This window comes from Bittarella massiliensis (ex Durand et al. 2017) (assembly GCF_009876955.1).
GTDB classification, from domain to species: domain Bacteria; phylum Bacillota; class Clostridia; order Oscillospirales; family Ruminococcaceae; genus Bittarella; species Bittarella massiliensis.
This window is the reverse complement of sequence record NZ_WWVY01000005.1, coordinates 69,096-93,169: the sequence shown is the minus strand read 5'-3', so window position 1 is coordinate 93,169 and position 24,074 is coordinate 69,096. Positions and strand designations below refer to the sequence as shown.

General features: G+C 64.8%; 26 protein-coding genes. 16 read left to right on the top strand and 10 right to left on the bottom strand.

Going from position 1 to position 24,074, the window contains the following annotated elements; translation table 11 throughout:
* The first annotated feature begins 3 nt into the window (after window positions 1-3).
* From GT748_RS07510 to GT748_RS07475, 8 genes are all read left to right on the top strand, one after another.
* Window positions 4-1,254, top strand: a complete 1,251-nt coding sequence (locus GT748_RS07510; RefSeq protein ID WP_021659891.1) for a methylaspartate ammonia-lyase — start codon at window positions 4-6, stop codon at window positions 1,252-1,254.
* A 12-nt stretch (window positions 1,255-1,266) separates the two neighbouring features.
* Window positions 1,267-2,625, top strand: coding sequence for an acyclic terpene utilization AtuA family protein (locus GT748_RS07505; RefSeq protein ID WP_021659890.1), 1,359 nt, complete (start codon window positions 1,267-1,269; stop codon window positions 2,623-2,625).
* Between the two features lie 24 nt (window positions 2,626-2,649).
* Complete coding sequence (locus tag GT748_RS07500; RefSeq protein ID WP_021659889.1) at window positions 2,650-2,967, top strand: DUF4387 domain-containing protein; 318 nt, start codon at window positions 2,650-2,652, stop codon at window positions 2,965-2,967.
* A 90-nt stretch (window positions 2,968-3,057) separates the two neighbouring features.
* Complete coding sequence (locus GT748_RS07495; protein WP_044992798.1) at window positions 3,058-3,993, top strand: hypothetical protein; 936 nt, start codon at window positions 3,058-3,060, stop codon at window positions 3,991-3,993.
* A gap of 907 nt (window positions 3,994-4,900) precedes the next feature.
* Window positions 4,901-6,214 carry a putative DNA modification/repair radical SAM protein gene (locus GT748_RS07490; RefSeq protein ID WP_021659886.1) on the top strand — a complete coding sequence of 438 codons (1,314 nt, stop codon included), beginning with the start codon at window positions 4,901-4,903 and terminating at the stop codon, window positions 6,212-6,214.
* A complete protein-coding gene (locus tag GT748_RS07485) occupies window positions 6,193-7,050 on the top strand; it encodes a TIGR03915 family putative DNA repair protein (protein ID WP_081693006.1) in 858 nt (285 codons plus the stop codon). Before GT748_RS07490 ends, GT748_RS07485 begins: the two co-directional genes overlap by 22 nt.
* Window positions 7,051-7,486: 436 nt before the next feature.
* Window positions 7,487-8,131: a TetR/AcrR family transcriptional regulator gene (locus tag GT748_RS07480; protein ID WP_021659883.1), complete on the top strand. Its 645-nt coding sequence runs from the start codon at window positions 7,487-7,489 to the stop codon at window positions 8,129-8,131.
* Window positions 8,128-8,694 carry a flavodoxin family protein gene (locus GT748_RS07475; protein WP_161222326.1) on the top strand — a complete coding sequence of 189 codons (567 nt, stop codon included), beginning with the start codon at window positions 8,128-8,130 and terminating at the stop codon, window positions 8,692-8,694. The genes GT748_RS07480 and GT748_RS07475 overlap by 4 nt, the downstream gene beginning before the upstream one ends.
* 70 nt (window positions 8,695-8,764) lie before the next feature.
* Here GT748_RS07475 and GT748_RS07470 read toward each other — a convergent pair whose 3' ends face one another.
* The 9 genes from GT748_RS07470 to GT748_RS07435 all read right to left on the bottom strand — a co-directional run bounded on the left by GT748_RS07470 (window position 8,765) and on the right by GT748_RS07435 (window position 13,769).
* Window positions 8,765-9,124, bottom strand: a complete 360-nt coding sequence (locus GT748_RS07470; protein WP_021659881.1) for a hypothetical protein — start codon at window positions 9,122-9,124, stop codon at window positions 8,765-8,767.
* Window positions 9,125-9,259: 135 nt separating this feature from the next.
* Window positions 9,260-9,931 (bottom strand): DUF2238 domain-containing protein, encoded by a 672-nt coding sequence (locus tag GT748_RS07465; protein WP_021659880.1) that lies wholly within the window; start codon window positions 9,929-9,931, stop codon window positions 9,260-9,262.
* 166 nt (window positions 9,932-10,097) lie between these two features.
* A complete protein-coding gene (locus GT748_RS07460) occupies window positions 10,098-10,820 on the bottom strand; it encodes an ABC transporter permease (protein ID WP_021659878.1) in 723 nt (240 codons plus the stop codon).
* Window positions 10,817-11,689 (bottom strand): ABC transporter ATP-binding protein, encoded by an 873-nt coding sequence (locus GT748_RS07455; RefSeq protein ID WP_021659877.1) that lies wholly within the window; start codon window positions 11,687-11,689, stop codon window positions 10,817-10,819. The genes GT748_RS07460 and GT748_RS07455 overlap by 4 nt, the downstream gene beginning before the upstream one ends.
* Window positions 11,690-12,484: a MerR family transcriptional regulator gene (locus tag GT748_RS07450; protein WP_021659876.1), complete on the bottom strand. Its 795-nt coding sequence runs from the start codon at window positions 12,482-12,484 to the stop codon at window positions 11,690-11,692.
* A gap of 170 nt (window positions 12,485-12,654) precedes the next feature.
* Complete coding sequence (locus GT748_RS07445; RefSeq protein ID WP_021659875.1) at window positions 12,655-12,816, bottom strand: hypothetical protein; 162 nt, start codon at window positions 12,814-12,816, stop codon at window positions 12,655-12,657.
* A 63-nt stretch (window positions 12,817-12,879) separates the two neighbouring features.
* Complete coding sequence (locus tag GT748_RS07440; RefSeq protein ID WP_021659874.1) at window positions 12,880-13,341, bottom strand: VanZ family protein; 462 nt, start codon at window positions 13,339-13,341, stop codon at window positions 12,880-12,882.
* A 115-nt stretch (window positions 13,342-13,456) separates the two neighbouring features.
* A complete protein-coding gene (locus GT748_RS15765; protein WP_021659873.1) occupies window positions 13,457-13,591 on the bottom strand; it encodes a hypothetical protein in 135 nt (44 codons plus the stop codon).
* 1 nt (window position 13,592) lies between these two features.
* Window positions 13,593-13,769 carry a hypothetical protein gene (locus tag GT748_RS07435; RefSeq protein WP_021659872.1) on the bottom strand — a complete coding sequence of 59 codons (177 nt, stop codon included), beginning with the start codon at window positions 13,767-13,769 and terminating at the stop codon, window positions 13,593-13,595.
* Between the two features lie 215 nt (window positions 13,770-13,984).
* Here GT748_RS07435 and GT748_RS07430 point away from each other — a divergent pair, with 215 nt between their 5' ends.
* From GT748_RS07430 to GT748_RS07415, 4 genes are read left to right on the top strand one after another with little or no spacing between them, the layout of a single operon-like run.
* On the top strand, window positions 13,985-14,869 hold the full coding sequence (locus tag GT748_RS07430; protein ID WP_021659870.1) for a methylenetetrahydrofolate reductase: 885 nt from the start codon (window positions 13,985-13,987) through the stop codon (window positions 14,867-14,869).
* Window positions 14,866-15,567, top strand: a complete 702-nt coding sequence (locus GT748_RS07425; RefSeq protein ID WP_021659869.1) for a vitamin B12 dependent-methionine synthase activation domain-containing protein — start codon at window positions 14,866-14,868, stop codon at window positions 15,565-15,567. Before GT748_RS07430 ends, GT748_RS07425 begins: the two co-directional genes overlap by 4 nt.
* Window positions 15,548-17,938 carry a homocysteine S-methyltransferase family protein gene (locus GT748_RS07420; RefSeq protein ID WP_073260957.1) on the top strand — a complete coding sequence of 797 codons (2,391 nt, stop codon included), beginning with the start codon at window positions 15,548-15,550 and terminating at the stop codon, window positions 17,936-17,938. Before GT748_RS07425 ends, GT748_RS07420 begins: the two co-directional genes overlap by 20 nt.
* Window positions 17,935-18,765 (top strand): alpha/beta fold hydrolase, encoded by an 831-nt coding sequence (locus GT748_RS07415; protein WP_021659549.1) that lies wholly within the window; start codon window positions 17,935-17,937, stop codon window positions 18,763-18,765. The genes GT748_RS07420 and GT748_RS07415 overlap by 4 nt, the downstream gene beginning before the upstream one ends.
* 62 nt (window positions 18,766-18,827) lie before the next feature.
* Here the strand turns inward: GT748_RS07415 and GT748_RS07410 are convergent, their stop codons facing one another.
* Window positions 18,828-19,502, bottom strand: a complete 675-nt coding sequence (locus GT748_RS07410; RefSeq protein ID WP_044992626.1) for an HAD family hydrolase — start codon at window positions 19,500-19,502, stop codon at window positions 18,828-18,830.
* Between the two features lie 184 nt (window positions 19,503-19,686).
* Here GT748_RS07410 and GT748_RS07405 point away from each other — a divergent pair, with 184 nt between their 5' ends.
* From GT748_RS07405 to GT748_RS07390, 4 genes are all read left to right on the top strand, one after another.
* Complete coding sequence (locus GT748_RS07405; RefSeq protein WP_161222325.1) at window positions 19,687-20,643, top strand: hypothetical protein; 957 nt, start codon at window positions 19,687-19,689, stop codon at window positions 20,641-20,643.
* A gap of 218 nt (window positions 20,644-20,861) precedes the next feature.
* A complete protein-coding gene (locus tag GT748_RS07400; RefSeq protein ID WP_021659078.1) occupies window positions 20,862-21,866 on the top strand; it encodes a carbohydrate kinase family protein in 1,005 nt (334 codons plus the stop codon).
* A 137-nt stretch (window positions 21,867-22,003) separates the two neighbouring features.
* Complete coding sequence (locus GT748_RS07395; protein WP_021659079.1) at window positions 22,004-22,750, top strand: 2-phosphosulfolactate phosphatase; 747 nt, start codon at window positions 22,004-22,006, stop codon at window positions 22,748-22,750.
* Entirely contained in the window at window positions 22,747-23,976 is a 1,230-nt protein-coding gene (locus GT748_RS07390) for a class I SAM-dependent rRNA methyltransferase (protein ID WP_021659080.1), read from the top strand. Before GT748_RS07395 ends, GT748_RS07390 begins: the two co-directional genes overlap by 4 nt.
* The last annotated feature ends 98 nt before the right edge of the window (window positions 23,977-24,074 follow it).

Sequence of the window (24,074 nt, the reverse complement as noted above, 5' to 3'; positions counted from 1 at the left end):
ACTGTGAAAATTGTTGATTTGGTCTGCGCCAAGGGGCGCACCGGATTTTTCTTTGACGACCAGCGGGCCATCAAGCTGGGGGCCGAGTCGGACGGCGCGGCCTATCTGGGCAAAACCGCCACCGCCGGGTTCTCGGCGGTCCGCCAGGCGGGCGAGGCCATCTCGGTGATGCTGGTGCTGGAGGACGGGCAGGTGGCCTACGGCGACTGCGCGGCGGTCCAGTACAGCGGCGCGGGCGGCAGGGACCCCCTCTTTCTGGCGGAGGACTTCATCCCCGTCATCGAGCGGGAGATAAAGCCCCGCCTGGTGGGCAGAGAGGCCGACAGTTTCCGCGCCCTGGCGGAGGAGATCGACCGGCTGCAGGTGGGCGGCAAGCAGCTGCACACCGCCATCCGCTACGGGGTGACCCAGGCCATCCTCGACGCGGTGGCCAAGGCCTCCCACCGGCTGATGTGCGAGGTGGTGGCCGACGAGTACCACACCCAGGTCACCGACCGGGAGATTCCCATCTTCACCCAGTCGGGGGACAACCGCTACGAAAACACCGACAAGATGATCATGAAGGGCGCCCAGGTGCTGCCCCACGCCCTCATCAACAACGTGGAGACCAAGCTGGGCCGAAAGGGCGAAAAGCTGGCCGAGTACGTGGGCTGGCTGCGCGAGCGCATCTGCAAACTGCGGCTGGACGAAAACTACGCCCCGGTGCTGCACATCGACGTCTACGGCACCATCGGCGCGGCCTTTGGGAACGACAACTACCAGGGGATGGCCGACTACCTGGCCGAACTGGCCAAGATCGCCGCCCCCTTCCACCTGCGCATCGAGGGCCCCATGGATGTGGAGGACCGGGAAAAACAGATGCTCGCCCTCAAGGAGCTGACCCGCCTGGTGGACGAGCGGGGCATCCCGGTGGAGCTGGTGGCCGACGAGTGGTGCAACACCCTGGAGGACATCCGCTACTTTGCCGACAACCGGGCCGGGCACATGGTGCAGATCAAGACCCCCGACCTGGGTGGCATCAACAACGTGGTGGAGGCGGTCCTCTACTGCAAGGAGAAGGGGATCGGCGCCTACCAGGGCGGCACCTGCAACGAGACCGACCGCAGCGCCCAGGTCTGCGTCAACCTGGCCATGGCCACCTGCCCCGACCAGATCCTCGCCAAGCCCGGCATGGGGGTCGACGAGGGGTACATGATCGTCTACAACGAGATGCAGCGCATCCTGGCCCTGCGCAGAGCCCAGGCCGAGCGCTAGGAGGGGTTTTTGATGAAAGAGGAATTTCGCATTCTGTCCACCACCGCCATCCTGGGGTACGGCTTCCCCAAGGAGAGCTTTGAAGAGGGGATGAAGCGCCATCCCCACCTGATCGCCGTGGATGCGGGCTCCAGCGATCCCGGGCCCTACTACCTGGGGGCGGGGGTCTCCTTTACCGACCGGGACGCGGTCAAGCGCGATCTGGAGATCATGCTGGAAGCCGGGGTCAAGGAGGGCATTCCGGTGGTCATCGGCACCGCCGGCGGCAGTGGCGGCGAGCCCCACCTGAACTGGTGCCGCGAGATCGTAGAGGAGATCGCCCGGGAGAAGGACCTCCACTTCAAGCTGGCGGTCATCCACGCCGAGTTTGCAAAAGAGGCCGTCAAGGCGGCCCTGCGGGCGGGGAAGGTGAAGCCCCTTGCCCCGGCGCCCGAACTGACCGAGGAGGCGGTGGACGCCACCACCCGCATTGTGGGCCAGATGGGGATGGAGCCCTTTATCAAGGCTTTGGACGAGGGGGCGCAGGTCGTTCTGGCCGGGCGCACCTACGACCCGTCGGTCTTTGCCGCCCCGGCGGTGCGGGCGGGCTGCGACAAGGGGCTGGCCATCCACCTGGGCAAGATCCTCGAGTGCGCCTCCATCTGCGCCACCCCCGGCAGCGGCTCGGACTGCATGTTCGGCTACATTGGGGAGGACTATTTCCGGGTGGAGCCCTTGAGCCCCCTGCGCCGCTGCACCACCCTCTCGGTGGCGGCCCACACCCTCTACGAAAAGACCAACCCCTATATCCTGCCGGGGCCGGGCGGCCACCTGGATTTGACCGACTGCAAATTTGAGCAGGAGACGGAGAACATTGTCCGGGTCAGCGGCAGCCGCTTTGTGCCCGACCCGTACACCGTCAAGTTGGAGGGGGCGCGCTGCATCGGCTACCGCACCGTCTCCATCGCCGGGGCCAGAGATCCCATCATGATCGAGAAGATCGACGAGGTGCTCGAAGGGGTGCGCGCCCGGGTGGCCGACAACTTCCGGGACGCCGACCTCCACTACTACCTGCACTTCAACATCTACGGCCGCAACGGGGTGATGGCGGAGTTGGAGCCCACCCCCACCACCGAGGGCGCCCACGAGCTGGGCATCGTCATCGAGGCGGTGGCCGACACCCAGAAACAGGCCGACACCATCTGCGCCTTTGCCCGCTCCACCATGCTCCACTACGGCTATGAGGGCCGCCGGGCGACCGCGGGCAACCTGGCGTTTCCCTACTCGCCCAGCGATTTTCACGCCGGCGAAGTCTATGTGTTCAGCATCTATCACGTCATTGCCGTCGACGACCCCGTCGCCCCCTTTGCCGTTGATTGTGTGGACCTGTAATGGTAGAATGAGGAGGAGAGAGCTGTGAAACAGAAACTCACCGATCTCGCAGAGATCATCCGCAGCAAGAATTCCGGCCCTTACGAGCTGACGCTGGACATCATGTTCAAGGACTTTGCCAGCTTTGAAAAGGCCTGTGAGAAGAAGATCATCAACGAGGACGTGGTCTGCCGTCTCTACCACATCCCCCCGGAGAAGATCATCAACATCATCGAGTTCCAGCCGGCCAAGGCCATCAAGATCACCATCCAGCGCCCCATCTGTTCGGGCGACTTGGGAGAGACCGACGTCTACGGCGCCCAGCAGCACGCCCCGCTGCTGGACCTGGAATTTGACTGGTAAAAAAACGGACAGAGGGCCCGCAGCGGCGGGCTGTGGCGGCAGGCGCTTCGCGTGAGGGGCGCCTGCCGTCTTGCAGAGGAGGAGTGCCCCATGCCCTATTCCGATCGAATGCAGAAAAACCACCTGTACAGTGTCTTCTTCGCCCCCCGCGGCAACGTGCGGATGGCCGATTTGGGGATGCAGATCGCCCAGCAGTACCTCAGCCCCTTTGACCTGCTCATCGGCATTGTGGGGGAGGGGGGCTCGGGCAAGAGCATGCTGGTCAAGGGGATGTTCCCCGGGCTGGAACTCACCAACGACGACGAGGGGGTCAACGTCCGCCCCCTCCCCATCCTAGATGTGGACGAGGACGACTCGGGCTTTTACAGCCCCCACACCTATCACCTAGACATCCGCTTCGAGTCGGCCTTTACCCAGATGCACGTGCTGGCCGAGGCCATTTTAAAGGCCATCGATAAGAAAAAGCGGGTCATTGTGGAGCACTTTGACCTCATCTACCCCTTTTTGGGGGGGCGCAACGCCCACCTGCTCATCGGGGTGGGGGGCGAGGTCATCATCACCCGGCCCAACCTCTTCGGCCCCGAGCCGGAGGATCTGACCAAAATCGTCTTTGGCTCCATCCGCTTTCGCAAGATGGCCCACACCGCGGAAGACCTCTGTGAACACCTGATTTTGCAAAAGTACAAGGGCAAATACACCCACGGCGACGTCAAGCACGGCTTTGTGCTCAGCTTTGCCGAAAAGCCGGACATCGACCTGAAACGGTTGGAGACCGAGGTCAACGAGCTGATCGCCAAAGACATCCCCATCTCCTACTGCGATGAGGAGCACATCCTCATCGGCGACGAGCTGCACCACTGCACCGGGCCGCGGATGCACGTGCGCACCACCGGCGAGATCGAGGAGTTTGCCCTGCTGCAAGACCTGCCGGTGGAGCCCATGACCGGGCGGTACCTGCTGGTGGGCCTGGTGGGCAGCGATTGGGAGAAGGCCGGGGGCAAGGACTTCAATAAAATCGTCTTTTGACGCCCGGACCTTTCGCAAAGGGAGCGTTTTGCGGGGGAGACTGGGCCGCAGAGGGGCGAAAATCGACCAAAAGAGGTGCGCTGTCCGCAGATTTGTTGCTGTGGGCGGCGCACCTTTTGCGCGGCAGGACGGCCCGCAGGGGCTGCAAAGCGGGTTTTTCTGCGGTGTGTACACCGCAGAAGCGGCCGAGACAGTCCATTAGAAGTGGTCGGAACGGCCCGTTCAAATTGGCTGGCTGGACACAAGTCTCCGCTCTGAAGGGGGGGAGACAGCACCGTCGAAAAAGACGTGGCCGCAGTCTTATCTAGGGCAAAGATAGCTGAAAAATGGTGACAAGGAGTTTGCCTTGTCACCATTTTTCTATTGCTTAGGCAAAAAGGGAAGGGGAAGAACGACCTCTGCCCTTGGCAGACCCTTCGCCCCAGGCAACTCGGGGCCGCCGTCAGAGAAAGATTGCTGCCGGATGGCCAGAGGACAGCCCTAGTCGGAAAAGGGGTGGTTCCTGTTATCGCTCCCCTTTTTCCCAGCCAGAAGAGGACTTTGGAAGGGGGAAGTTTGGGGGATGAAGCGGGTCGCACTTGAAAAAGGATTGCGAACATTTTTGCTTGCCATGCCGGGGCTCTGATATTCGCCAAAAGAAGGGGGGCTAAAACGATAACAGCGCGAGAGTAGACGGCGGTTGGCCGCGGGAGAGGGCTAGGGAGCGGAGAGAGTCTTGTCCCCGGCCTACCGGGTCAAAGCGGAAAGGCCTGAAAAAATTTGGCGGGGGATGGAGGCACTCCCTCTTTTAAGAGGACAGACGACAGGAAAAAAGTGACAGGGGGATTTTGCTGCGGGGCAATTGACTTTTGCAGAAAAGGTGGTTAAAATAAAAAAAGAACAAATGTTTATTTTAAGATAGGAGGGGATGACGGTGGAGTTGCTGGAAAAGCTGGAGATCCTCTCTGATGCGGCCAAGTACGACGTGGCCTGCACCTCCAGCGGGGTGGACCGGGCCGGCAAGAAGGGACAGTTGGGGAGTGCGGCGGCCGCGGGCATCTGCCACAGCTTTACCGCCGACGGGCGCTGTGTCTCCCTTTTAAAGGTGTTGATGACCAACATCTGCGCCTACGACTGCAAGTACTGCGTCAACCGCTGCTCCAACGCCACCCCCCGCGCCGCTTTTTCGCCCCGGGAGCTGGCCGACCTGACCATCCAGTTTTACCGCCGAAACTACATCGAGGGGCTGTTTTTGAGTTCCGGCATCCTCAAAAACCCCGACTACACCTGTGAGCGGATGATCGAGACCCTGCAGATCTTGAGGGAGGAGTACGGCTTTCGCGGCTATATCCACGCCAAGGCCATCCCCGGGGCGGACGACCGGCTCATTGCCCGCCTGGGGATGCTGGCGGACCGGATGAGCGTCAACATCGAGCTGCCCAGCCAGCAGAGCCTGCGGCTGCTGGCGCCGGACAAGTCGAAGGCGGACATCTTTCGCCCCATGGGGCTGATTTCCAGCGGGATCGCCCAGAACCAGACCGACCTGGTGCGCTACCGGGGCGCGCCCAAATTTGCCCCCGCTGGGCAGAGCACCCAGATGATCATCGGCGCCACCCCGGACACCGACCTGCAGATCTTGCGGCTGACCCAGGGCCTCTACCGCAAATACGGTCTCAAACGGGTCTTCTTTTCGGCCTACACCCCGGTGCAGAGCGACGCCCTCCTGCCCGCCCTGACCACCAAGCCGCCCCTGTTGCGGGAACACCGCCTCTACCAGGCCGACTGGCTGCTGCGCTTTTACGGCTTCGACGCGGGGGAACTGCTGGACGAGCGGGCCCCCAATTTTAACCCCTACCTGGACCCCAAGTGCAACTGGGCGATCCACCACATGGAGCACTTCCCCGTCGAGGTCAACCGCGCCCCCTACGAGATGTTGCTGCGGGTGCCGGGCATCGGCGTCAAGAGCGCCCAGCGGATCGCCAAGGCCCGGCGGCTGGGCCCCCTGCACTTTGACGGGCTCAAAAAAATCGGGGTGGTGCTCAAGCGGGCCCAGTACTTTATCACCTGTTCGGGGAAGACGGCGGTGGGGCTGAAAATCAGCCCGGAGGCCGCCTTTCGCGTCCTGGTGTCCGAGCGCAGCGCCGCCATGCTCCCCCAAAACCGGCCGGAACAGCTCTCCCTGTTCGACGAGCCGCCGGTGACCCGAGAGGATGTGGTCTCTTGTTTGACCGGCCAGATTTGATTTACCTGCACGACGGCAGCTTTGCCGGATTTCTCTGCTGCGTCTTTGAGAGCTTTGTCAGGAGGGAGGCGCCCCTGGACATCGTCTGCCGGGAGGACTGCCAGACCGGGCTCTACGCCGTGCGGGAGATCGAGAGCGACAGGGCGCGGGCGGGCCGGGTCTTTCGCTCCATCGGCGAGCGGATGGGGGAGGAGGCCCGCCAGCTGGTGCAGAGGGCCTTTCTGTTCGGGGAAGGGGGGCGGGACCTCTGGCTCTACCGCTTCCTCTGCCGGGGCTACCGCTATGGACCTGCCGTCTGCGACATGCTGGGGGACGAGGCGGTGAGCCGGGTGCAGAAAATGGCCCTCTCGGTGTCGAACGAGGCGCACCTGCTGCTGGGGTTTGTCCGCTTTGCCGAGTACGACGGGGCCCTTCTCTCCCAAATTTCTCCCAAGCACTTTGTTCTGCCGGTCCTGCGGGAGCATTTTTGTGACCGCTACCCGGAGGAGACCTTTATGATCCACGACAAGACCCATCAGATGGCCCTGATCTACCGCCCGCACCGGGCCAAAATCGTCTCGGTCAAGGCGTTGGAACTCCCCCCCGACACCCCGCAGGAGCAGCTCTACCGCCAGTTGTGGCGGGGGTACCACCAGTCCGCCACCATTGCCGCCCGGGTCAACCCCCGCTGCCAGCGGGGAAACATGCCCAAACGCTTTTGGGGGGAGATGTGCGAGATGGCGGACCGGTCAGCCCCTCCTTTGGAGGGGGCGAGAGCCGCCGGGCTGCAGGGGCCGGAGCGGGGAGACGCCCCCTCGCCGCAAAGAAGTTCTCCCCATCGCCTGGCGGGGGAGTGACCTGTCCGACGGGGGAGCCCATCCGGCTTGAAGCGTCCTCCCAAAGGGTGTCTCGCCGGTCGGTGGACAGCCATTTGAAAAAGGGGGACCCCTTTTTGCCGCGGTGTCCGTGGGGAAGAAATTCGAGGGGATGGCCGGTGCCAGCAGATGAGAAAAACAGCGGGGAGGGGCGGCCGGCCCCTCCCTTTTTTATGCCCGGCGGGCGGCCTTCTGCGCGGAAAAATGCAGAGAAGTGCCGACGGACATCCCCGGAGAAGGAGGGGAAAGTGGTTTGACGGGGCGGGCAACCGGTCTTGGGCGGCCAATGGGGGAACCGCTGTCCGAGGCGAAGGACAAATTGGAAAGGCCCCTCCTGCTTTTGCCCTTGCCAAAGGGGAGAAGTCGTGGTAGAATCAATTAAACCGATAGTTTAATTAATAAAGAGGAGGAACAGCCGGTGGGAAGACGAAAGAAAGAACCCGCAGAGGCCCACCGGGGCCGCATCGCCCAGGCGGCAGCCGCCCTTTTTGCCAAGCGGGGGGTGGATTCGGTGACAGTGGAGGAAATCGCCCGGGAGGCGGGGTACAGCAAGGCCACCCTCTATGTCTACTTTCAGGGCAAGGAGGAGATCGTCGGCGCTCTCACTCTGGAGAGTATGCGGCGATTGCGGGACTGTCTGTCGTCCGCCCTCGTGGAGGGGACGGGCGCGCGGGGCCGCTACGACGCCGTCTGCGGGGCGCTCCAGCGCTACCAGGGGGAAGCGCCCTTCCTCTTTGGCCTGGCCCTGCGGGAAATCAACATCGATTGGGAGAGCCCCGACACCCTGCCGGTAGAGCGGGAAATCTTTGCCGTGGGCGAGGAGATAAACGACCTGATGGGCCACTTTCTGCGCGAGGGGATGGAGACAGGCGCGTTCCGCCCCGACCTGGAGATCCTGCCCACGGTGTTTGCCTTCTGGGCAATGCTGGCCGGCCTCATGCAGGTGGCCGCCAGCAAGGAAAAGTACATCGAAAAGGCGATGGGTCTCACCCGAGAGGCGTTTCTCGCCGGCGGGTTTGAAACCCTCTACCGCGCCATTGCCAGAGAGGAGGGGGCGAGATGAAACGACTGTTGGCGATTCTGGGGGGGCCGCACCCGGACGGCTCGACGGCGGCCATGTTGGCGTGCGCCGTCGCCGCTGCCGAGAGGGCCGGGTGGGCGGTGGACAGGGTGGAGCTCTACCGGGAGGAAATCGGCCTTTGCCGGGGCTGCCGCGCCTGCATCGAGACGGGGGGCTGCGTGGTGCCGGACGGGGTGCAGAGGATCGCCCGGCTCCTGCAGGGGTGCGATGCAGTCGTTCTGGCCGCCCCCACCTACTGGGCCAACCTGCCCGCAGCGGTCAAAAATCTCTTTGACCGGCTGCTCGGCACCGCGATGGAGGAGACCAAAACCTTCCCCAAGCCCCGGCTGTCGCCGCGCCAGCGGTACCTGCTGCTGACCGCCTGCAACACCCCGGCCCCCTTTGATTACCTCTGTGGGCAGAGCCGGGGGGCCATCCGCGCCATGGAGGAGTTTTTTCACACGGCGGGGATGAGGCGGATGGGGCGGGTCGTCTTTGCGGGCGCACAGGGGCGGGGGGAGCTGCCCCCTTCGCTGGAGAGAAAGATTTGCCGCTTTTGGCAGTGAGAGAGCTGCCCTGTAAAAACCCCCAGGGCCCATTCACGGGCCCTGGGGGTTTCTGCGCGGTTGGGGGTGTCTAGTCCCCTTCGGATGGGGGGACAACCAGGATATCGACGCTGTCCGAGGCTTTGCTCCCCTGGTACGCAACTTCCAGGGTGACGGTCGCCTCCCCCTCGCAAAGGGCTTCGACGGTGAGTGCGTCGTCCAGATCGGAGCGAACATGGACCACATCGGCGTTCTTTACGAGGCAGTTCCTGCCGGAGAGGTAGACCGGCGACTGGACCTCAAAGGGGAGGGTGCGCGTCTCCCCCACCTCCATGGTGACGTTGTCCGGGAGGATGTTCAGCGAAAGCTGAGGGGTCTCCTTCTTGCAGCCCGAGAGGGCCATCAAGAGGAGGGACCCGAGCAGCAGGGGAAAATACCTGGCCTTTTTCACAGTCGGCCCACCCCTTTCACACCGGGACGGGCGGAAATGGCCCGTCCGTTCATAACGGTTTTTTCCCAATTCCATTATACCATCTTTTTGCGCAAAGGGGGAGAGGGTGTTCCTTTTTAGAAAATCTTCCGCCTGTCAGTGCGCGCGGCTCTCGAGAGGGGCGGGGACGGCGGCGTTGGCCTGCCAAAAATCGAGAAAGACGCGCATCAGGGGGCCTGTCTTTCGGCGGCGGTGAAACCGCCAGAGCGCCCAGAGGACCAGCAGGGTCCCCAGCAGGCAGGCGATCATGTCGAGCATGGTGTCGTGGATGCCGGTGGTGAGCACGCGCTGGGGATCGGTGTGAAAGACAAAGTCGCAGGCGTACTCGGCAATCTCCCAGCAGGCGGCGATGAGCATGGGAAAGGAGAGGGCGAAGTAAAAGGCAAAGGGGGCGTCCTCCTTGGCGAGGGGGCGATTTCGTTTCAGGTAGGCAAAGAGGCAGAGGCCCAGCAGAGCAAAGAGAACGCCGGAGAGGAGGTGGACGAACTTGTCAAACCAGGGAAACCAGTGGTAGCCCTTCATGGCGATGCCCACCCCGTAGGCGAGAAAGGCGAAGAGGGCGACGGCCCGGCTGAGGGCGGGGACCGGCCGCAGGCGAAGGAGGCGGTAGGCCAGCGGCGGGATGAGGAGAAAGAGGGGGGCGGCGGCGGTGACCAACAGGTAGGGCCAGGGAAAACAGAAAAAATCCACCACCCCGATGGCCAGGGTGCCGGCGAGGTAGGCGGCGATGGCGGCGCGGCCGCCGCACTGGTTGACAAGGGGCTGCATCAAATCCCTCCCATTTGTTTTTGTAGCCCTTTTAGTATACAACAGAGAGGAGAAATTGGCAGCCCCTATCTCCCTACAAATTTGTTTCAATTTTCTTTCGGCTGTCCCTTAAAAAACAGCAGGTGGACGCTGTCATTGACAGCGCCCACACATGAAACGGCAGGTGTCAGCGGGTCAGAAGCCCGCCCCTCTTTGAAAGCCGCCACCCGCAGAGGCCCAGGGCCACAAGAGAGATGAGCAGGAGGGCGGCGACCGCCGGCCATCCCCCCTCGCCGGTGAGGAGGGAGTAGCTCCAGGAGGCGGGAAAGAGGCGCCCGGCGAGCCGCAGGGGATCGGGGAGAAAGGCGGCGGGAAAGAGGGCCCCCGAGAGCATGATGGAGGGGAGAAAGAAGACCTGGGCGACCATGGTCAGCCGGGAACTGGTCTGAAAGAAGAGGCCGAGGGCGGTCCCCAGACAGAGGCAGGAAAAGAGGAAGAGGGCCATCGTCCCCAGATAGAGGGGAAGGTGGGGCGGGAGGCTGGCGTCAAAGAGGGGCGGGGCCAGCAGGAGGATGAGGAGGCTGACGAGAAAGAGGTGGACAAAGGCGGAGAGGAAGTTGGACGCCGCCGGGGCCCAGAGGGGGATGCGGCCCACCTGATAGGCTTTTTTGGTCTCGCTGCCGTAGAGGGCGGTGAGGGGGACCGGCGCGCCGAGAAAGGCCCCCATGCTCACGGCGAAGACCGACATGGCGGGGATGACCGTCTCCTTGGCGCCGGGGTCGAGGGAGGTGAGGATGCCCCCCATGAAGAGGAAGAAGACCAGGGGGACCAGATAGTAGGTGAGCAGCACGTCGCGGTTGCGCAGATCCAGTTTCCACTGAAGAACGGCCTGATAGAAAAAAGCGGTCATTTTGTCTCCTCCTGCTGTGCAAAGTCCAAGAATCGGTCCTCCAGGCTCTGGTGCTCCACCCGCAGGTCCTCCACCCGCACACCGGCGCTGCGGGCGAGGGAGAGCAGTTCCCACAGCCCTTCGCCGAGCTGCTGTGTCCGGTAGAGGGCATAGCCCTGGTGTTCGCCGGTGAACCGGCAGTTGTGCAGTGCCGCCGCATCGAGGGGAATGCTGGTTTTGAGGCTGATCTGCGCCCCCGTTTCGCCCTGGCAGAGCAGTTCGGAGGGGCTGCCGGAAAAGGCGACCCGACCCCCTTTGAGGAGGACGATCTGGTCGCAGAGGCGCTCGACCTCGGCCATGTCGTGGCTGGCCAAGAGGATGGCGCAGCCGCGCTCTTTCAGGCGGCCGATCTGCCGATGCAGGGCGGCCCGCCCCTCCACGTCGAGCCCGGCGGTGGGTTCGTCCAAAAAGAGGAGGGAGGGCCGGCCGATGAGGGCCAGGGCCAGATGGAGGCGGCGCTTTTGGCCGGTGGAGAGGGCCCGATAGGGGCGCTTACCCAGGGCGTCGATCCCCAGTTCGGTCTCCGCCTCCCGGTCGCGCTCGCCGCCGTTCCAGCGGCGGAAGAGTTCCAGCGCCTCCTGCGGGCGGATGGTGGCCGGCAGGGAAGAGGACTGCAGCTGCACCCCCAAGCGGCCGGATATTTCCACCCTGCCGCTGTCTCGGGTGCGCAGCCCCTCGATGCACTCCAGCGCGGTGGTCTTGCCGGCGCCGTTGGGGCCCAGCAGGGCGGCGATCTCCCCCTCCTTCAGGGTGAGAGAGACCCCCTTTAGCACCTCTTTTTCGCCGTAACGCTTGCAGAGGTTTTGGACGGTGAGTGCGCTCTTGCTCATCTAGTGTTCCTCCTGTTCGGGGAGGCGGATACCCGCCTTTTGAAAATAGGCGCCCAGGGCCTGCTCCAGAACAGGGGTCACCCGCTCCTGGCGCTGGCGGAACTCGTCGCCCCATTGGGACTTGCTGTCGGCAAAGGCCGAGAGCTGGGGGAGGAGGGAGAGGTCGCCCCCGGTGAATTCGGTCACCATGGCCCACCAGCGGCCGCCGATGTCCGCGAGGGTGTCGCCGTCCGGGATGTCGCCCGCCTCCTGCATGGCGATGATCTCGTCGCAGAGGGCTTTCCAGGTGTCAAAGACGGCAAGCCCCTGCTCGGGCCGGTCGCGAAAACGGTCTTTGATATGCTCCATCAGCGAGTCGTCGAAGAACTTGACGATCCAATACCCCTCGTTTTTCTGCTGCAAAAGGGTGACGATCTCGGCGTATTTTTTAAAGTCCACCGCCTGCATCTGCACCACCTCTTTTTCCAGGGCGGTGATGGCGTCCAGGGCCTGCTGCAGCTCGGCGATTTGGCGGCCGACGACCTCCCGCTGGTGGGCCAGGGCCAGGGCCACCTGCTGGGGGGTGTCCAGGGAAAAGAGATTCTCCCTGATTTGCTGAAGGGAGAATCCCAGATATTTTAGGGACTGTATCTGGTGGAGGCGGACGACGTCCTTTCCGGTGTAGAGCCGCCGCCCGCCGGGGCTCTTGGCCGAGGGCTTTAACAGGCCCTCTCTGTCGTAGTACTGCAGGGTGCGCACCGTGACCCCCATCTGTGCGGCCAGTTGGCCCACGGTGAGCAGTTCTCTTTGCTCCATATCGAATCACCTCTTTGAGGACATTGTACTATGTGACGTGGGGTCACGAGCAACCCCTTTTGTAAATTCTCTGCATTTTCCAGCAAAAAAGGGATGGGGCCACCGGCATTTTTTGGCGGCCCCATCCCTTTTTTGCCCGGCGCTGGTGCCGGGGCGGGAATCTATCTGTTTCAGCGGTACTCCTCGGCGCAGGCCTGCAGTTCGGAGAAGGTGCGCACATCGCTCTCCTCCACCTGCTGGCGCACGTCGGCGGGCAGGGAGTGAAAGTACTCGTAGCTGGTCAGGTCCTGGTCGATGAGGTCGCTCAAACAGAGATGAACGGATTCGGACATGTGAAATCCCCCCTCAGAGAGAGTGTTTGCAGGACAAGGGGGGAGAATCAGAGGGAAATGGCGTCAATTTTGGAGGCTTTTTGCCCGGCGGCGCCACAGCCAGAGGAGGAGGGCGGCCGCAGCCAGCCCGGTGAGGGCGCCCGCAAAGTCGAGCCAGACATCGCTGATCTGCCCGGAGCGCCCGGGCACCAAGAGCTGGATGCTCTCGTCGCACAGGGGGACGACCAGGCAGTAAAAGAGGGGGAGCGCCAGGTGGGGCCGCCAGCGGGCGGTGTACTGGCGAAGGGTGGCCAGCGCCACCGCCCCCAGGCCGAAGTATTCGGCAAAGTGGGCGGCCTTGCGGACGAAGTGTTCGCTGAGCTGAAGGGGGAGGCCGACGGATTCAAAAAAGCCGTTGACGAGGGCCAGCACCGCCCCGCTTTTAGAGGAGGAACTGGGCCCCATGTCCAGCGAGTTGGAAAAGACAAAGAGGGTGTAGAGGATGAGCAGGGCGGTGAAGAGCGCCCTGCGGCGGCGGATCGACATGGGAAGGCCCCCTGTACAAGAAATTTGGCCAGGCCGTTTGCCGGCGGCCGACCACTGCCAGTTCATTATAAAAGGGGGGGCGAAAAAATGCAAACGGATGAAAAAAGGACGGGGATCATTCCCCATCCTTTTGGTAGGCGACCAGCACCACTGGCTGGCCGCAGGAATGGCAGATGGCCTGTTCCGCCTCCCGCAGGATGCGGCAGGCCTCCTCGCTCAAGGGGGCCACTCCGTACTGGTTGGGACCCATCTCAGTCGTCCCCCCGGGTCAGTTTGTCGGCGTAGGACAGCAGGGCCTCGCGGGTGCAGACATGGTCGCCCCGCTGGCGGATGGTCTCTTGCACGTAGCCGGGCAACTGGGCAAAGGCGTCTCTGGCCTCGGCGTCGCCGGAGAGGAGGTCGGACAGGCAGTTGTAAGATCGGTTCATTTGGTTCACCTCCCCCTTAGTATTCCGGCAGGCGGGTCCGCTATGCCCCGTCTGATGACAAAAGAAGATTTGAAAAAGGTGACAAAAAGCTGGTGCGCGTTTTGGAGGAATGCTATAATAACCAAAAAGCCCCCCGCCGGGGATGGGTGGGGTGGGCCAGCCTCTGCGGCCGCGCCAAAGGGCGGCGGGACAGAGGGGAAGGGAAGTGAAGAGGGATGAATCTGTGCGATCTGTTTCAACAAAAAAAGTGCGTGCTGTCCTTTGAGGTGTTTCCGCCGAAAAAGAGCAGCGGGGTGGAGAGCATCTACCGCACGCTGGACGAGTTGTGCGCCCTAAAGCCGGACTTTATCAGCGTGACCTTCGGCGCGGGGGGCACCGGCGTCAAGGACAACCTGACGGTGGAGCTGGCCGGCGCCATCCGCGCCCGGGGGGTGGAACCCCTGGCCCACCTGACCTGCATCAACTCCGACGAGGAGACTCTGCTGGGGCTTCTGGACCGGCTGGAGGAGGCAGGGGTGCGAAACATCCTCGCCCTGCGGGGCGACCGGGTGGAGGGGGCCGAGGAGGGCCCCTACCGCCACGCCAACGAGCTGATGGAGCGGATCGCCCGCCGGGGCGGGTTCAATCTGGTGGGGGCCTGCTACCCCGAGTGCCACTGCGAGGCGCCTGACCCCCTTCACGACCTGCAAAATCTGCGCCGCAAGCAGGAGGCGGGCGCCACCCACCTGATCACCCAGCTGTTTTTTGACAACCGCTGCTTCTACGACTTTGCCGAGAAGGCGCGGATTGCAGGGGTCCACCTGCCCATTGAGGCGGGGATCATGCCCATCGTCAACAAGCGGCAGATCGAGCGGATCGTCACCCTCTGCGGGGCCAGCATCCCCCCGAAGTTTGCCCGGATGCTCAGCCGGTTCGAGGGCGACCCCGCCGCCCTGCGGGACGCGGGGATCGCCTATGCCACCGAGCAGATCATCGACTTGATCGGCAGCGGGGTGGAGGGCATTCACATCTACACCATGAACAACCCCGCCGTCGCCCGGCGGATCTGTGAAAACATCGCCACCGCCTTGGACTGCGTCAACGGGGGCGGGGCGGCATGAGGGCGGTGGACGCTGCCTCGCTGCCCATCTCGCGAGAGGAGACGCTGCGCTATCTGCGCCACCGGGGCGGCCCCCTGACAGAGGAGATGGAGGCGCTGCTAAAGAGCTGCGAAGAGGAGCTGCGGGCCGCCGCCCGCCCCCGCTACTGCCACTGCTTTTTGGAGTTGGAGCGGCGGGGGGAGGCCCTCGCCCTCGCCGGGGGCAGCGCCCTGCTGCCGGGGCGGCAGATTGCCGCGCTGCTGGAGGGCTGCGACGGCTGCGCGCTTTTGGGGGCGACGCTGGGGGGCGAGGTGGACCGGCTGATCCGCCGCGCCCAGGTGGAGCAGATGGCCCGGGCGGTGATCCTCGACGCCCTGGGCACCGCTGCGATCGAGGCGCTCTGCGACCTGGCGGGGGAGGAGATCCGCCGGGCCGCCGCCGCAGAGGGGAAGAGCTGCACCTGGCGCTTTAGCCCTGGATACGGCGACCTGCCGCTGGATTGCCAGCGGGATTTTTTGGGGCTGCTGGACGCGCCCCGGCAGATCGGGCTGACCCTCACCCCACAGTTGATGATGGTGCCCGAGAAGTCGGTCAGCGCCATCATCGGGGTGGGCGCGCCGTCGGGGGAAGGGCCCCGGCGGGGCTGTGAGGGCTGCGCCCTGCAAAAAAACTGTGTTTACAGACGGGAGGGACTGCACTGTGCAGAAAAATTGGGATGAAAAGGGCCGCTACGTCCTTCTGGACGGGGCCATGGGCACCGTGCTGCAGGACGCGGGGCTGCCCCTGGGCGGGCGGCCGGAACTCCTGAACCTGACCCAGCCGGACTTGATCGAGGGGGTGCACCGCCGCTATATCGAGGCGGGGGCCCAGGTGATCTACACCAACACCTTTGGCGCCAACCGCAAAAAGCTGGCGGGCTGTGGCTGCGGGGTGGAGGAGGTGGTCGCCGCGGCGGTGGGCTGCGCCCGCCGAGCGGCCGGCGGCAGCGGCTGCCGGGTGGCGCTGGACATCGGCCCCATCGGCGAACTGCTCGAGCCCAGCGGCAGCCTCCCCTTTGAGGAGGCGGTGGACCTCTTTGCCCAGCAGGTGCGCGCCGGGGCCGCCGCCGGGGCCGACTTGGTGGTGATCGAGACCATGACCGACCTGTTGGAGGCCAAGGCCGCAGTGCTGGCGGCCAAAGAGGCCTGCGACCTGCCGGTCTGGGTGAGCATGACCTTTGAAAAGGGCGGGCACACCTTTACGGGGGTCTCGATCCCCGCCATGGCCCTGACGCTGGAAGGGCTGGGGGTGCAGGCGCTGGGCATCAACTGCTCGCTGAGCCCCCGGGACATCTACCCCCTGGCCAAGGAGTTGGCCGGGTGGACCGATCTGCCCCTGATCGTCAAGGCAAACGCCGGGCTGCCCAATCTGGAGGAGGGGCGCTACGACGTGTCGCCCAGCCAGTACGCCGCCGACCTGGCCCCCTTTTTGGAGCTGGGGGTCACCCTGCTGGGGGGCTGTTGCGGCACCACCCCCGAATACATCCGCCAGATCGCGGCGCTGGTGGAGGGGAAAACCCCGCCTCGGCGGACCGCGGCGCGCGTCAGCGCGGTCTGCTCCCCCTCGCGGGTGGTGGCGGTGGACCGGCCGCGGGTCATCGGCGAGCGGATCAACCCCACCGGCAAAAAGCGGTTCAAAGCGGCCCTGGCCGAGGGGAATTGGGACTACATCCTGGCCCAGGGCATCTCCCAGGCGCGGGCCGGGGCCGACATCCTCGACGTGAACGTGGGGATGCCGGGCATCGACGAGCCCGCCGCCATGGAACAGGCGATCAAGCGGCTGCAGGCCATTTTGGACCTGCCGCTGCAGATCGACACCACCGACCCGGCGGCGCTGGAGCGGGGGCTGCGGGTCTACTGCGGCAAGCCGCTGGTCAACTCGGTCAACGGGGAGAAGGCCTCCCTCGACCGGGTGCTGCCCCTGTGCAAAAAGTACGGCGCGGCGGTGGTGGGGCTGACCCTGGACGAGGCGGGTATCCCCCGCCGGGCGGAGGAGCGGCTGGCCGTGGCCGAGCGGATCGTGAAGGCGGCCCTGGCGCACGGCCTCCCCCGGGAGGACATCTACATCGACTGCCTGGTGCTGACGGCCTCGGCCCAGCAGGACGGGGTGATGGAGACGCTGAGGGCCGTCTCCCTGGTAAAGGAGAAGCTGGGGGTCAAGACGGTGCTGGGGGTCTCCAACATCTCCTTCGGGCTGCCGGCCAGGGAGCTGGTCAACCGCACCTTTCTGGTCATGGCCCTGCAGAGGGGGCTGGACCTGCCCATCCTCAACCCCAACGCCGCGGCCATGATGGACACGGTGCGGGCCTACCGGGTGCTGGCCAACCTGGACGCGGGCGCGGCCGACTTCATTGCCGCCTACGGCGGGGAGAGGGAGGCCGCCCCCCAGGCGGGCGTCCCCGCGGCGGAAAACGCCGAGGAGGCGGTGGCCGAGGCCATCCGCGGCGGGCTGGGGGAGCGGGCCCGGGCGTGCACCCTGACCCTGCTGGAAACCCATCCCCCCCTGGAGATCGTCAACCGCTTCTTGATCCCCGCCCTGGACCGGGTGGGAGAGGAGTTTGAGAGGGGGACCCTGTTTTTGCCTCAGCTCATCCAGTCGGCCGAGGCGGCGGGCCGGGCCTTTGACGCGGTCAAGGGCGCCATCGCCGCGGCGGGCAGCGACCAGGGCGACGGCGGGCGGATTGTGCTGGCCACCGTCAAGGGGGACATCCACGACATCGGCAAGAACATCGTCAAGGTGATTTTGGAAAACTATGGGTTTTCCGTCATCGACCTGGGACGGGACGTGCCGGTGGAAGAGGTGGTGCGCGCGGCCAGGGAACACCGGGTCAAGCTGGTGGGGCTCTCGGCCCTGATGACCACCACCCTGGGCAGCATGGAGGCGACCATTGCCGCCCTCAAAGCCGCCCTGCCGGAGTGCAGGGTGATGGTGGGGGGCGCGGTGCTGACCCCCGAATACGCCCAAAAAATCGGCGCGGACTACTACGCCAGGGACGCCAAGCAGTCGGCCGACATCGCCAAAAAGCTGTTTTCAGAGGAGGAGAGAGGATGAAGGCGGAGATATGGGGCACACCGGTGGCCTATGAGGAGCGGGGCGAGGGGATGCCCCTGGTGGCGATCCACGGCTGGACCGGCTGCCGCCTGCAGATGACCGAGCGCCTGGAGCCGGTGTTTGCCGACCTGCCGGGCTACCGGCGCATCTACCTGGACCTGCCGGGGATGGGGGAGACCCCGCCCTGTGCGCGGGTGCAAAACACCGACGAGATGCTGGCTTTTGTGCGCGCCTTCATCGACTGGGTGGTGGGGGAGAAAGTCCCCTATCTGGTGGCGGGCCACTCCTACGGCGGGTACTTGGTGCGGGGGCTGCTGGCGGCAGAGGACAGCCGGGCGGCGGGGGGCATCCTCCTTTGCCCGGTGGCCAACCCGGTGCACGCCCGGCGCGTCCTGCCGCCCCTCGTGCCGCTGGTGGAGGAGCCGGCCTTTGTGCAGGCCCTTCCCCAGCCCGAGAGGGAGGCCTATGGCGGGGCGATTGCGGTGCAAAACCGGCGCAGCTATGCCGCCTGGCAGCGGGAGATCGACGGGGTGAAAGACCGCTTTGACGCGGGCTATCTGGACGCCATTGTCCGCACCGGCTACGGCTATGCCCGGCTGCCGGAAGAGGGGAAGACCGTCGACGCCCCGGCCCTCCTCTTTTTGGGGCGGCAGGACGACGTGGTGGGGTATGAGGAGATGCTCGAACTGCTGCCCCACTACCCCCGGGCCACCCTGGCCCTGCTGGAACACGCCGGGCACCAGTTGGCCATCGACCAGCCCGAGACCTTTGTGGCCATGACCCGCTGCTGGCTGAAAAAATGGGAGAGCGAGCGCCCACAGCAATGAACGGAAAAGAAAAGGGCCCCTGTTGGACAGATCGTCCGGCGGGGGCCCTTTTGGATGGCGGTTTAGTCTTCCAGCAGTTCGGCAAAGCTCTCGATGTGGCGGTCGGCGAGGGCGCAGATCTGCGGCCAGTCCTCCCTGGCGGTCTCGTCGAAGATGGCGCAGACTTGAAACCCGGCCTTTTTGGCCGTCTCAATGGCGTAGAGGCTGTCCTCAAAGACGGTGCACTGGGCAGGGGGGAGGCCGATGCACTCGGCCGCGCGCAGAAAGATGTCGGGGTCCCGTTTGCTGATGCCGGTCTCCTGCGCGGTGAGGAAGAAGTCCAGTTGGTCCCAGAGGCCCAGCCGCTCCAGGGCGGCGCGGGAGAAGTCGCGCCCGGTCATGGTGGCGATGCCCACCTTGGCGCCGCTTTGGTGCAGGGCCTGCAGGTATTGGGGGACCATGGGCTTGCACTGGATCTCCCCCTCGTAGGCCGCGCCGATGCGCAGCAGCCAGCGGTCAAAAACGTCCTGCGCGGTGGCGTTCAGGCCGTAGCGGTCGACGAGGTACTGGGCGCGGTCGATGAGCTTTTTGTCGGTCATCAGCCCCCTCGCCTCCTCTTCCTGCGCCTCGGTGAGGGTGAGGCCCCACGACTTTAGCACCGCGAAGTCCCACACCCGCCAGTGGTGCATGGAGTCAAGCAGGGTGCCGTCCATGTCGAAAATGGCCCCTTTGACGGGGAAGTCTGCTCTGCACTTCATTGCGAATATACCCCCTTGATAAAAGTTGTTTTTCCCAGTATAGCACAAAATGGCAAAAAGGAAAAACGTTTCCATCAACGTGGGAGGGTATAGGCGCTCTTTTTTCTCCCGCCCGCGCATAGGGATAGAGAGGCGTCTGCCCGAAGGGAGGGCGGCGCGAGAGGAGAAAAGGGGAGAGAGGACAATGTGGTGGATGCTGGTGCTGGCCGCGGCGGTGGGGGAGATCTACACCGCTGTAAAGCTGGCCTATTACGGGGAGCTGTGGGGGCGGGCCCGCGGCGGGGAACCCACGGCCTGGATGGCGGCGGCCGCCGCCCTGCCCCTCTGGGGGGCGGCCCTCTGCGCCGGGTGGTCCCGGCGGGCAGACCTGGCTTTGGGCGGCGTGGGCGGAGCGCTGCTGCTCTGGGCGGCCGCCGGGGGCTGTGCCCTTCTGGCGGCGCTGGAGACGGCTTTTTCGTGGGGAGAGGTCAGCGGCCGCAGGGTGCTCTGCCTGTTGGGGGGCTGTGGGGCGGTGGTGCTGCTGCCCGCCTTTGGAATGGACATCCCCCTGGGGCCGGTGAGGGCGCTGACCCCTGTCCTCCTGCTGCTGGGCGGGGTGGAGCTGACCTACCGGCGGGAGCTGCGGCGACCGCCTGCCCGGGCGCTGGCGGACGGCCCGCTGCGGGGGCCCCGCCTCTGGTGGCGAGTGGGGGTGCTGGCGGTGGCGGCCTTTTTGGGCGGTCTCTTTCTCTGCTGCGGTCTCTCCCATCTGCTGGGGGAGGGGGCCGCATCCCCCCTGTGGGCGGCCCTCTTTTTGGGGGCGCCCCTCTCGGCGCCGGCAGCCGTCTGCTGGGGGAAGCTGGGGCGGCGGGGGGAGAGTGCCCGATTGGCCCCCTTTCTACTTCGCCTGGGGTGGATGGGGCTGTTGGCCCTCCCCCTGTCGGACCTGGCCTGCCGGGGGGAGAGCGTCTACCGCTTTGACGCGTCCGCCCTGCTGCTCTGGCTGCTCTGCCTCTACGCCCTGGCGGCCCTTTTCTGGTGCCTGCGGCTGCTGCGCCGCAGGGAGCGCAGCGGGGCGGTGCTCCTGACCTGCCGGATCCTCTGCGTCTGCCTGCCGCTGTGCGCCCTCCTCTTTTTTTGGCTGGGGCTTCGGCGGGGCTGAGCCGCTGGGGAAAGGGGGGCATTTCGGCAAATCGCCCAATTGCCGAAAAAAGGGCGTCCTTTTCACCGGCCGCGCAAAAGCGGGCCGCCAAACACAGCGGATTTTGGCGGCGGGGAATCGCCTTTTCAATTGCTTCTCCGGCCGGGCCCGTGCTATAATGAGAGCGGAAACTGCGCCGAACGCGGCGAAATATATGCCACAGAAAGGGACGCGCGAACATGGTACAGCTGAAAACAGAGAAACCCATCCTCTGCCTGGGGGACGTAAACCCCGACATCATCCTGCCCTACGGCGAATCCCGCCAGATTATGGACGCGGTCGCCCGGGGCGAGGCCGACGTCAACAGCCCCCGTCCCGAGATCGCCGTGCAGGGCGGCGGCTCGGTGGGCAACACCGCCTCCGGCCTGGGGCGGCTGGGGATGCCGGTCTTTTTCGCCGGGATGGCGGGCCACGACTCCTTTGGCCAGTTCATCAAAGAGGACTTTGAGAAAGACGGGGTGGACACCCGCTACCTGACCCTCAACCCCGACATCCCCACCGTCATCATCATGGCGGTGGTGGGGGAGGACAAAAACCGGGTCATCTACGTCTACCCGCCGGAAAACCCCTCCCACCTGCAGCTGCGGCCGCAGGACCTGCCGGACGAGATCATCCCCCAAATCGGCTGGGTGCACACCACCGGCTTTATGCTGCGGGACAATCCGGCGGCCGACACGGTGATCGGCTTTATGGAAAAGTGCGCGGCGGCGGGGATCTTGGTCTCCTTTGACCTGAACCTGCGCATCGAGACCAACCCTCTCACCGAGGAGTTCCGGCAGAGGGTGATGCGGATCGTCAACATCTCCAACCTGCTGCTGGGCTCCGGGGTGGAGGAGTACATGCCCCTCACCGGCAAGGGCGACCCGGAAGAGGCGGCCCGCTCCCTGGTGACCCCCGACCGGGTGGTTATCTCCCGCGCGGGGGCGGCCGGCGTCCACTACTACACCGACGGGGAGGAGGGTTTCCTGCCCACCTTTGACGTGGAGGTGGTGGACACGGTGGGCGCGGGCGACGGCTTCAACGCCGGCTTCATCTCGGCGGCGGCCCGGGGCCTCCCCCTGCGCGACTGCGTGGACTGGGGCAACGCCACCGCCTGCTACACCATCTCCCACAAGGGGGCGCGCACCGTCCCGCCGCGGGAGGTCATTGAGAAATTTATGAAGGACGTTCCCTATATCCGCTGACGGGGGCGACAGGGGCCCGGCCGCTTTTGATGGATGGCCGGGCCCTTTTTTGCCGTTTGAGGGGCCGCCCCTTTTCAAATGGGGGCAGATGCCGTATAATAAGCCGGAGCCAAGAGAAGGACAGGTGATCTGACGAGATGCAAGTGACAGTATACGCCCAGCACGACTTTGTCGACCCGCAGCAGCTGGCCGGCAGCACAGCGGTGGTGATCGACACCTTCCGCGCCACCTCCACCGTCACGGCGGCCTTGGAAAACGGCTGCGCGGCGGTGATCCCGGTCGCCCACAAGGAGGACGCCTTCCGCCTGCGCAGGGAGGTGCCCGCCTACCGGGAGGCCCTGCTGGGGGGCGAGCGCAAGACCCAGATCATCCCCGGATTTGACTGCGGCAACTCCCCCCTGGAATACACCCGGGCGCGGATCGGAGGGCGGGTGCTCATCCTCTCCACCACCAACGGCACCAAGGCGGTGGCCAAGGCCGAGCGGGCTAGCGCCATCTACCTGGGCTGTCTCAACAACTCCGAGGCGGTGGCCAAGCGCCTCTGGCGGCGGGGGGAGGACGTGCAGATCGTCTGTGCGGGCACCAAGGGCAACTTCTCCCTGGAGGACGTGGTGAGCGCCGGGGCGATGATCCACTACCTGAAGCTATGGGGGGGCGGCGAGGTCGTCTGCAACGACCTGGGCTACACCGCCTGGAAGATGTTTGAAGGCTACGGAGCGGATATGGACGGGCTGCTGCGCCCCACCCGCCACTACGGCACCATGCTCAAAAACGACCTGGCAGAGGACATCGCCTACTGCATCCAGTTAAACATCAGCCGATCGGTCCCCGTCTGCCAAAACGGACAGGTGATTTTGGCGTCGGAAGAGGAGGAGACAAGATGAAGGAGACCAGACCCTATCCGGCCACAGCGGTGAGTCCCAAGGCAGAGGCGTCGGTCCTGCGGGGGCATCCCTGGATTTACGACACCGAGGTGCGCCAGGCGGGGGAGGACTGCCTGGACGGCGAGCTGGTGGACGTCTTTGGCCCCAAGGGCGGCTACCTGGGGACAGGCTTTTACAACAGCCACTCCAAAATCCGCATCCGGCTGCTCTCCCGCAACGCCAACGACCGCTTTGACGAGGCCTTTTGGGAGCGGCGGCTGCGCTACGCCTGGGACTACCGCAAGGCGGTGATGGGCGAAGACATCCGCTGCTGCCGGCTCATCTTCGGCGAGGCCGACGCCTTTCCCGGGCTGACGGTGGACCGGTTCGACAACATCCTGGTGGCCCAGACCCTCTCGCTGGGGATGGAGCGGCGCAAGGGGCTGCTCTTTTCGCTGCTCTACAAGATCCTGACTGGAGACGGCCAGAAAATCGACGGCATCTACGAGCGAAACGACGTGGCCATCCGCCGTTTGGAGGGGATGGAAGAGGGCAAGGGATTTTACCCCCTGGACGGGGTCGCGCCCCCCGCGCAGACCCGGACCGAAATCACCGAAAACGGGATCGCCCACCAGGTGGACTTTGAAAACGGGCAGAAGACCGGCTTCTTTTTGGACCAGAAGTACAACCGCCAGGCGGTGGCGAAACTGGCGGCCGGGCGGCGGGTGCTGGACTGCTTTACCCACACCGGCAGCTTTGCCCTCAACGCCGCCAAGGGCGGGGCCGAGTGGGTGGAGGCGGTGGACGTCTCTGCCTCCGCCGTGGAGATGGCGCGGGAGAACGCCCGCCGCAACGGTTTGGAGGGGAAGATGGGCTTTACGGTGGCAAACGTCTTTGACCTGCTGCCGGCCCTGGCCAGGGAGCGGCGGGGGACCTACGACTTCATCATCCTCGACCCGCCGGCCTTCACCAAATCCCGCCACACGGTACACGGGGCCGAACGGGGCTATAAGGAAATCAACTACCGGGCCATGAAGCTGCTGCCCCGGGGCGGGTATCTGGCCACCTGCTCCTGCTCCCACTTTATGAAAGACGAGCTCTTTCGCAAGATGCTTGTCAGCGCCGCGGCGGACGCCCAGGTCTCCCTCCGGCAGATCGAGGCCCGCCAGCAGGCCCCCGATCACCCCATCCTCTGGAACGTGCCCGAGACCGACTACCTGAAATTCTACCTCTTTCAGGTGGTGTGAGGAGGGGGAGGAGCCGCCTTTCTTTGGCGGGATCTCCCTTTTTGTTGTATTGGGCGGAATTTTGTACTATACTAATAGAACTATCAACTGATTTTTGG

Bases quoted from the DNA above. Each gene is read 5' to 3' on its own strand.
- GT748_RS15765 (WP_021659873.1), bottom strand. From the start codon at position 13,591: ATGGGTCCCAACCAGTACGGAGTGGCCCCCTTGAGCGAGGAGGCCTGC.
- GT748_RS07505 (WP_021659890.1), top strand. From the start codon at position 1,267: ATGAAAGAGGAATTTCGCATTCTGTCCACCACCGCCATCCTGGGGTAC.
- GT748_RS07440 (WP_021659874.1), bottom strand. From the start codon at position 13,341: ATGTCGATCCGCCGCCGCAGGGCGCTCTTCACCGCCCTGCTCATCCTC.
- GT748_RS07400 (WP_021659078.1), top strand. From the start codon at position 20,862: ATGGTACAGCTGAAAACAGAGAAACCCATCCTCTGCCTGGGGGACGTA.
- GT748_RS07495 (WP_044992798.1), top strand. From the start codon at position 3,058: ATGCCCTATTCCGATCGAATGCAGAAAAACCACCTGTACAGTGTCTTC.
- GT748_RS07410 (WP_044992626.1), bottom strand. From the start codon at position 19,502: ATGAAGTGCAGAGCAGACTTCCCCGTCAAAGGGGCCATTTTCGACATG.
- GT748_RS07460 (WP_021659878.1), bottom strand. From the start codon at position 10,820: ATGACCGCTTTTTTCTATCAGGCCGTTCTTCAGTGGAAACTGGATCTG.
- GT748_RS07430 (WP_021659870.1), top strand. From the start codon at position 13,985: ATGAATCTGTGCGATCTGTTTCAACAAAAAAAGTGCGTGCTGTCCTTT.
- GT748_RS07390 (WP_021659080.1), top strand. From the start codon at position 22,747: ATGAAGGAGACCAGACCCTATCCGGCCACAGCGGTGAGTCCCAAGGCA.
- GT748_RS07450 (WP_021659876.1), bottom strand. From the start codon at position 12,484: ATGGAGCAAAGAGAACTGCTCACCGTGGGCCAACTGGCCGCACAGATG.
- GT748_RS07490 (WP_021659886.1), top strand. From the start codon at position 4,901: ATGACGGTGGAGTTGCTGGAAAAGCTGGAGATCCTCTCTGATGCGGCC.
- GT748_RS07465 (WP_021659880.1), bottom strand. From the start codon at position 9,931: ATGCAGCCCCTTGTCAACCAGTGCGGCGGCCGCGCCGCCATCGCCGCC.
- GT748_RS07435 (WP_021659872.1), bottom strand. From the start codon at position 13,769: ATGAACCGATCTTACAACTGCCTGTCCGACCTCCTCTCCGGCGACGCC.
- GT748_RS07425 (WP_021659869.1), top strand. From the start codon at position 14,866: ATGAGGGCGGTGGACGCTGCCTCGCTGCCCATCTCGCGAGAGGAGACG.
- GT748_RS07445 (WP_021659875.1), bottom strand. From the start codon at position 12,816: ATGTCCGAATCCGTTCATCTCTGTTTGAGCGACCTCATCGACCAGGAC.
- GT748_RS07455 (WP_021659877.1), bottom strand. From the start codon at position 11,689: ATGAGCAAGAGCGCACTCACCGTCCAAAACCTCTGCAAGCGTTACGGC.
- GT748_RS07405 (WP_161222325.1), top strand. From the start codon at position 19,687: ATGTGGTGGATGCTGGTGCTGGCCGCGGCGGTGGGGGAGATCTACACC.
- GT748_RS07475 (WP_161222326.1), top strand. From the start codon at position 8,128: ATGAAACGACTGTTGGCGATTCTGGGGGGGCCGCACCCGGACGGCTCG.
- GT748_RS07395 (WP_021659079.1), top strand. From the start codon at position 22,004: ATGCAAGTGACAGTATACGCCCAGCACGACTTTGTCGACCCGCAGCAG.
- GT748_RS07415 (WP_021659549.1), top strand. From the start codon at position 17,935: ATGAAGGCGGAGATATGGGGCACACCGGTGGCCTATGAGGAGCGGGGC.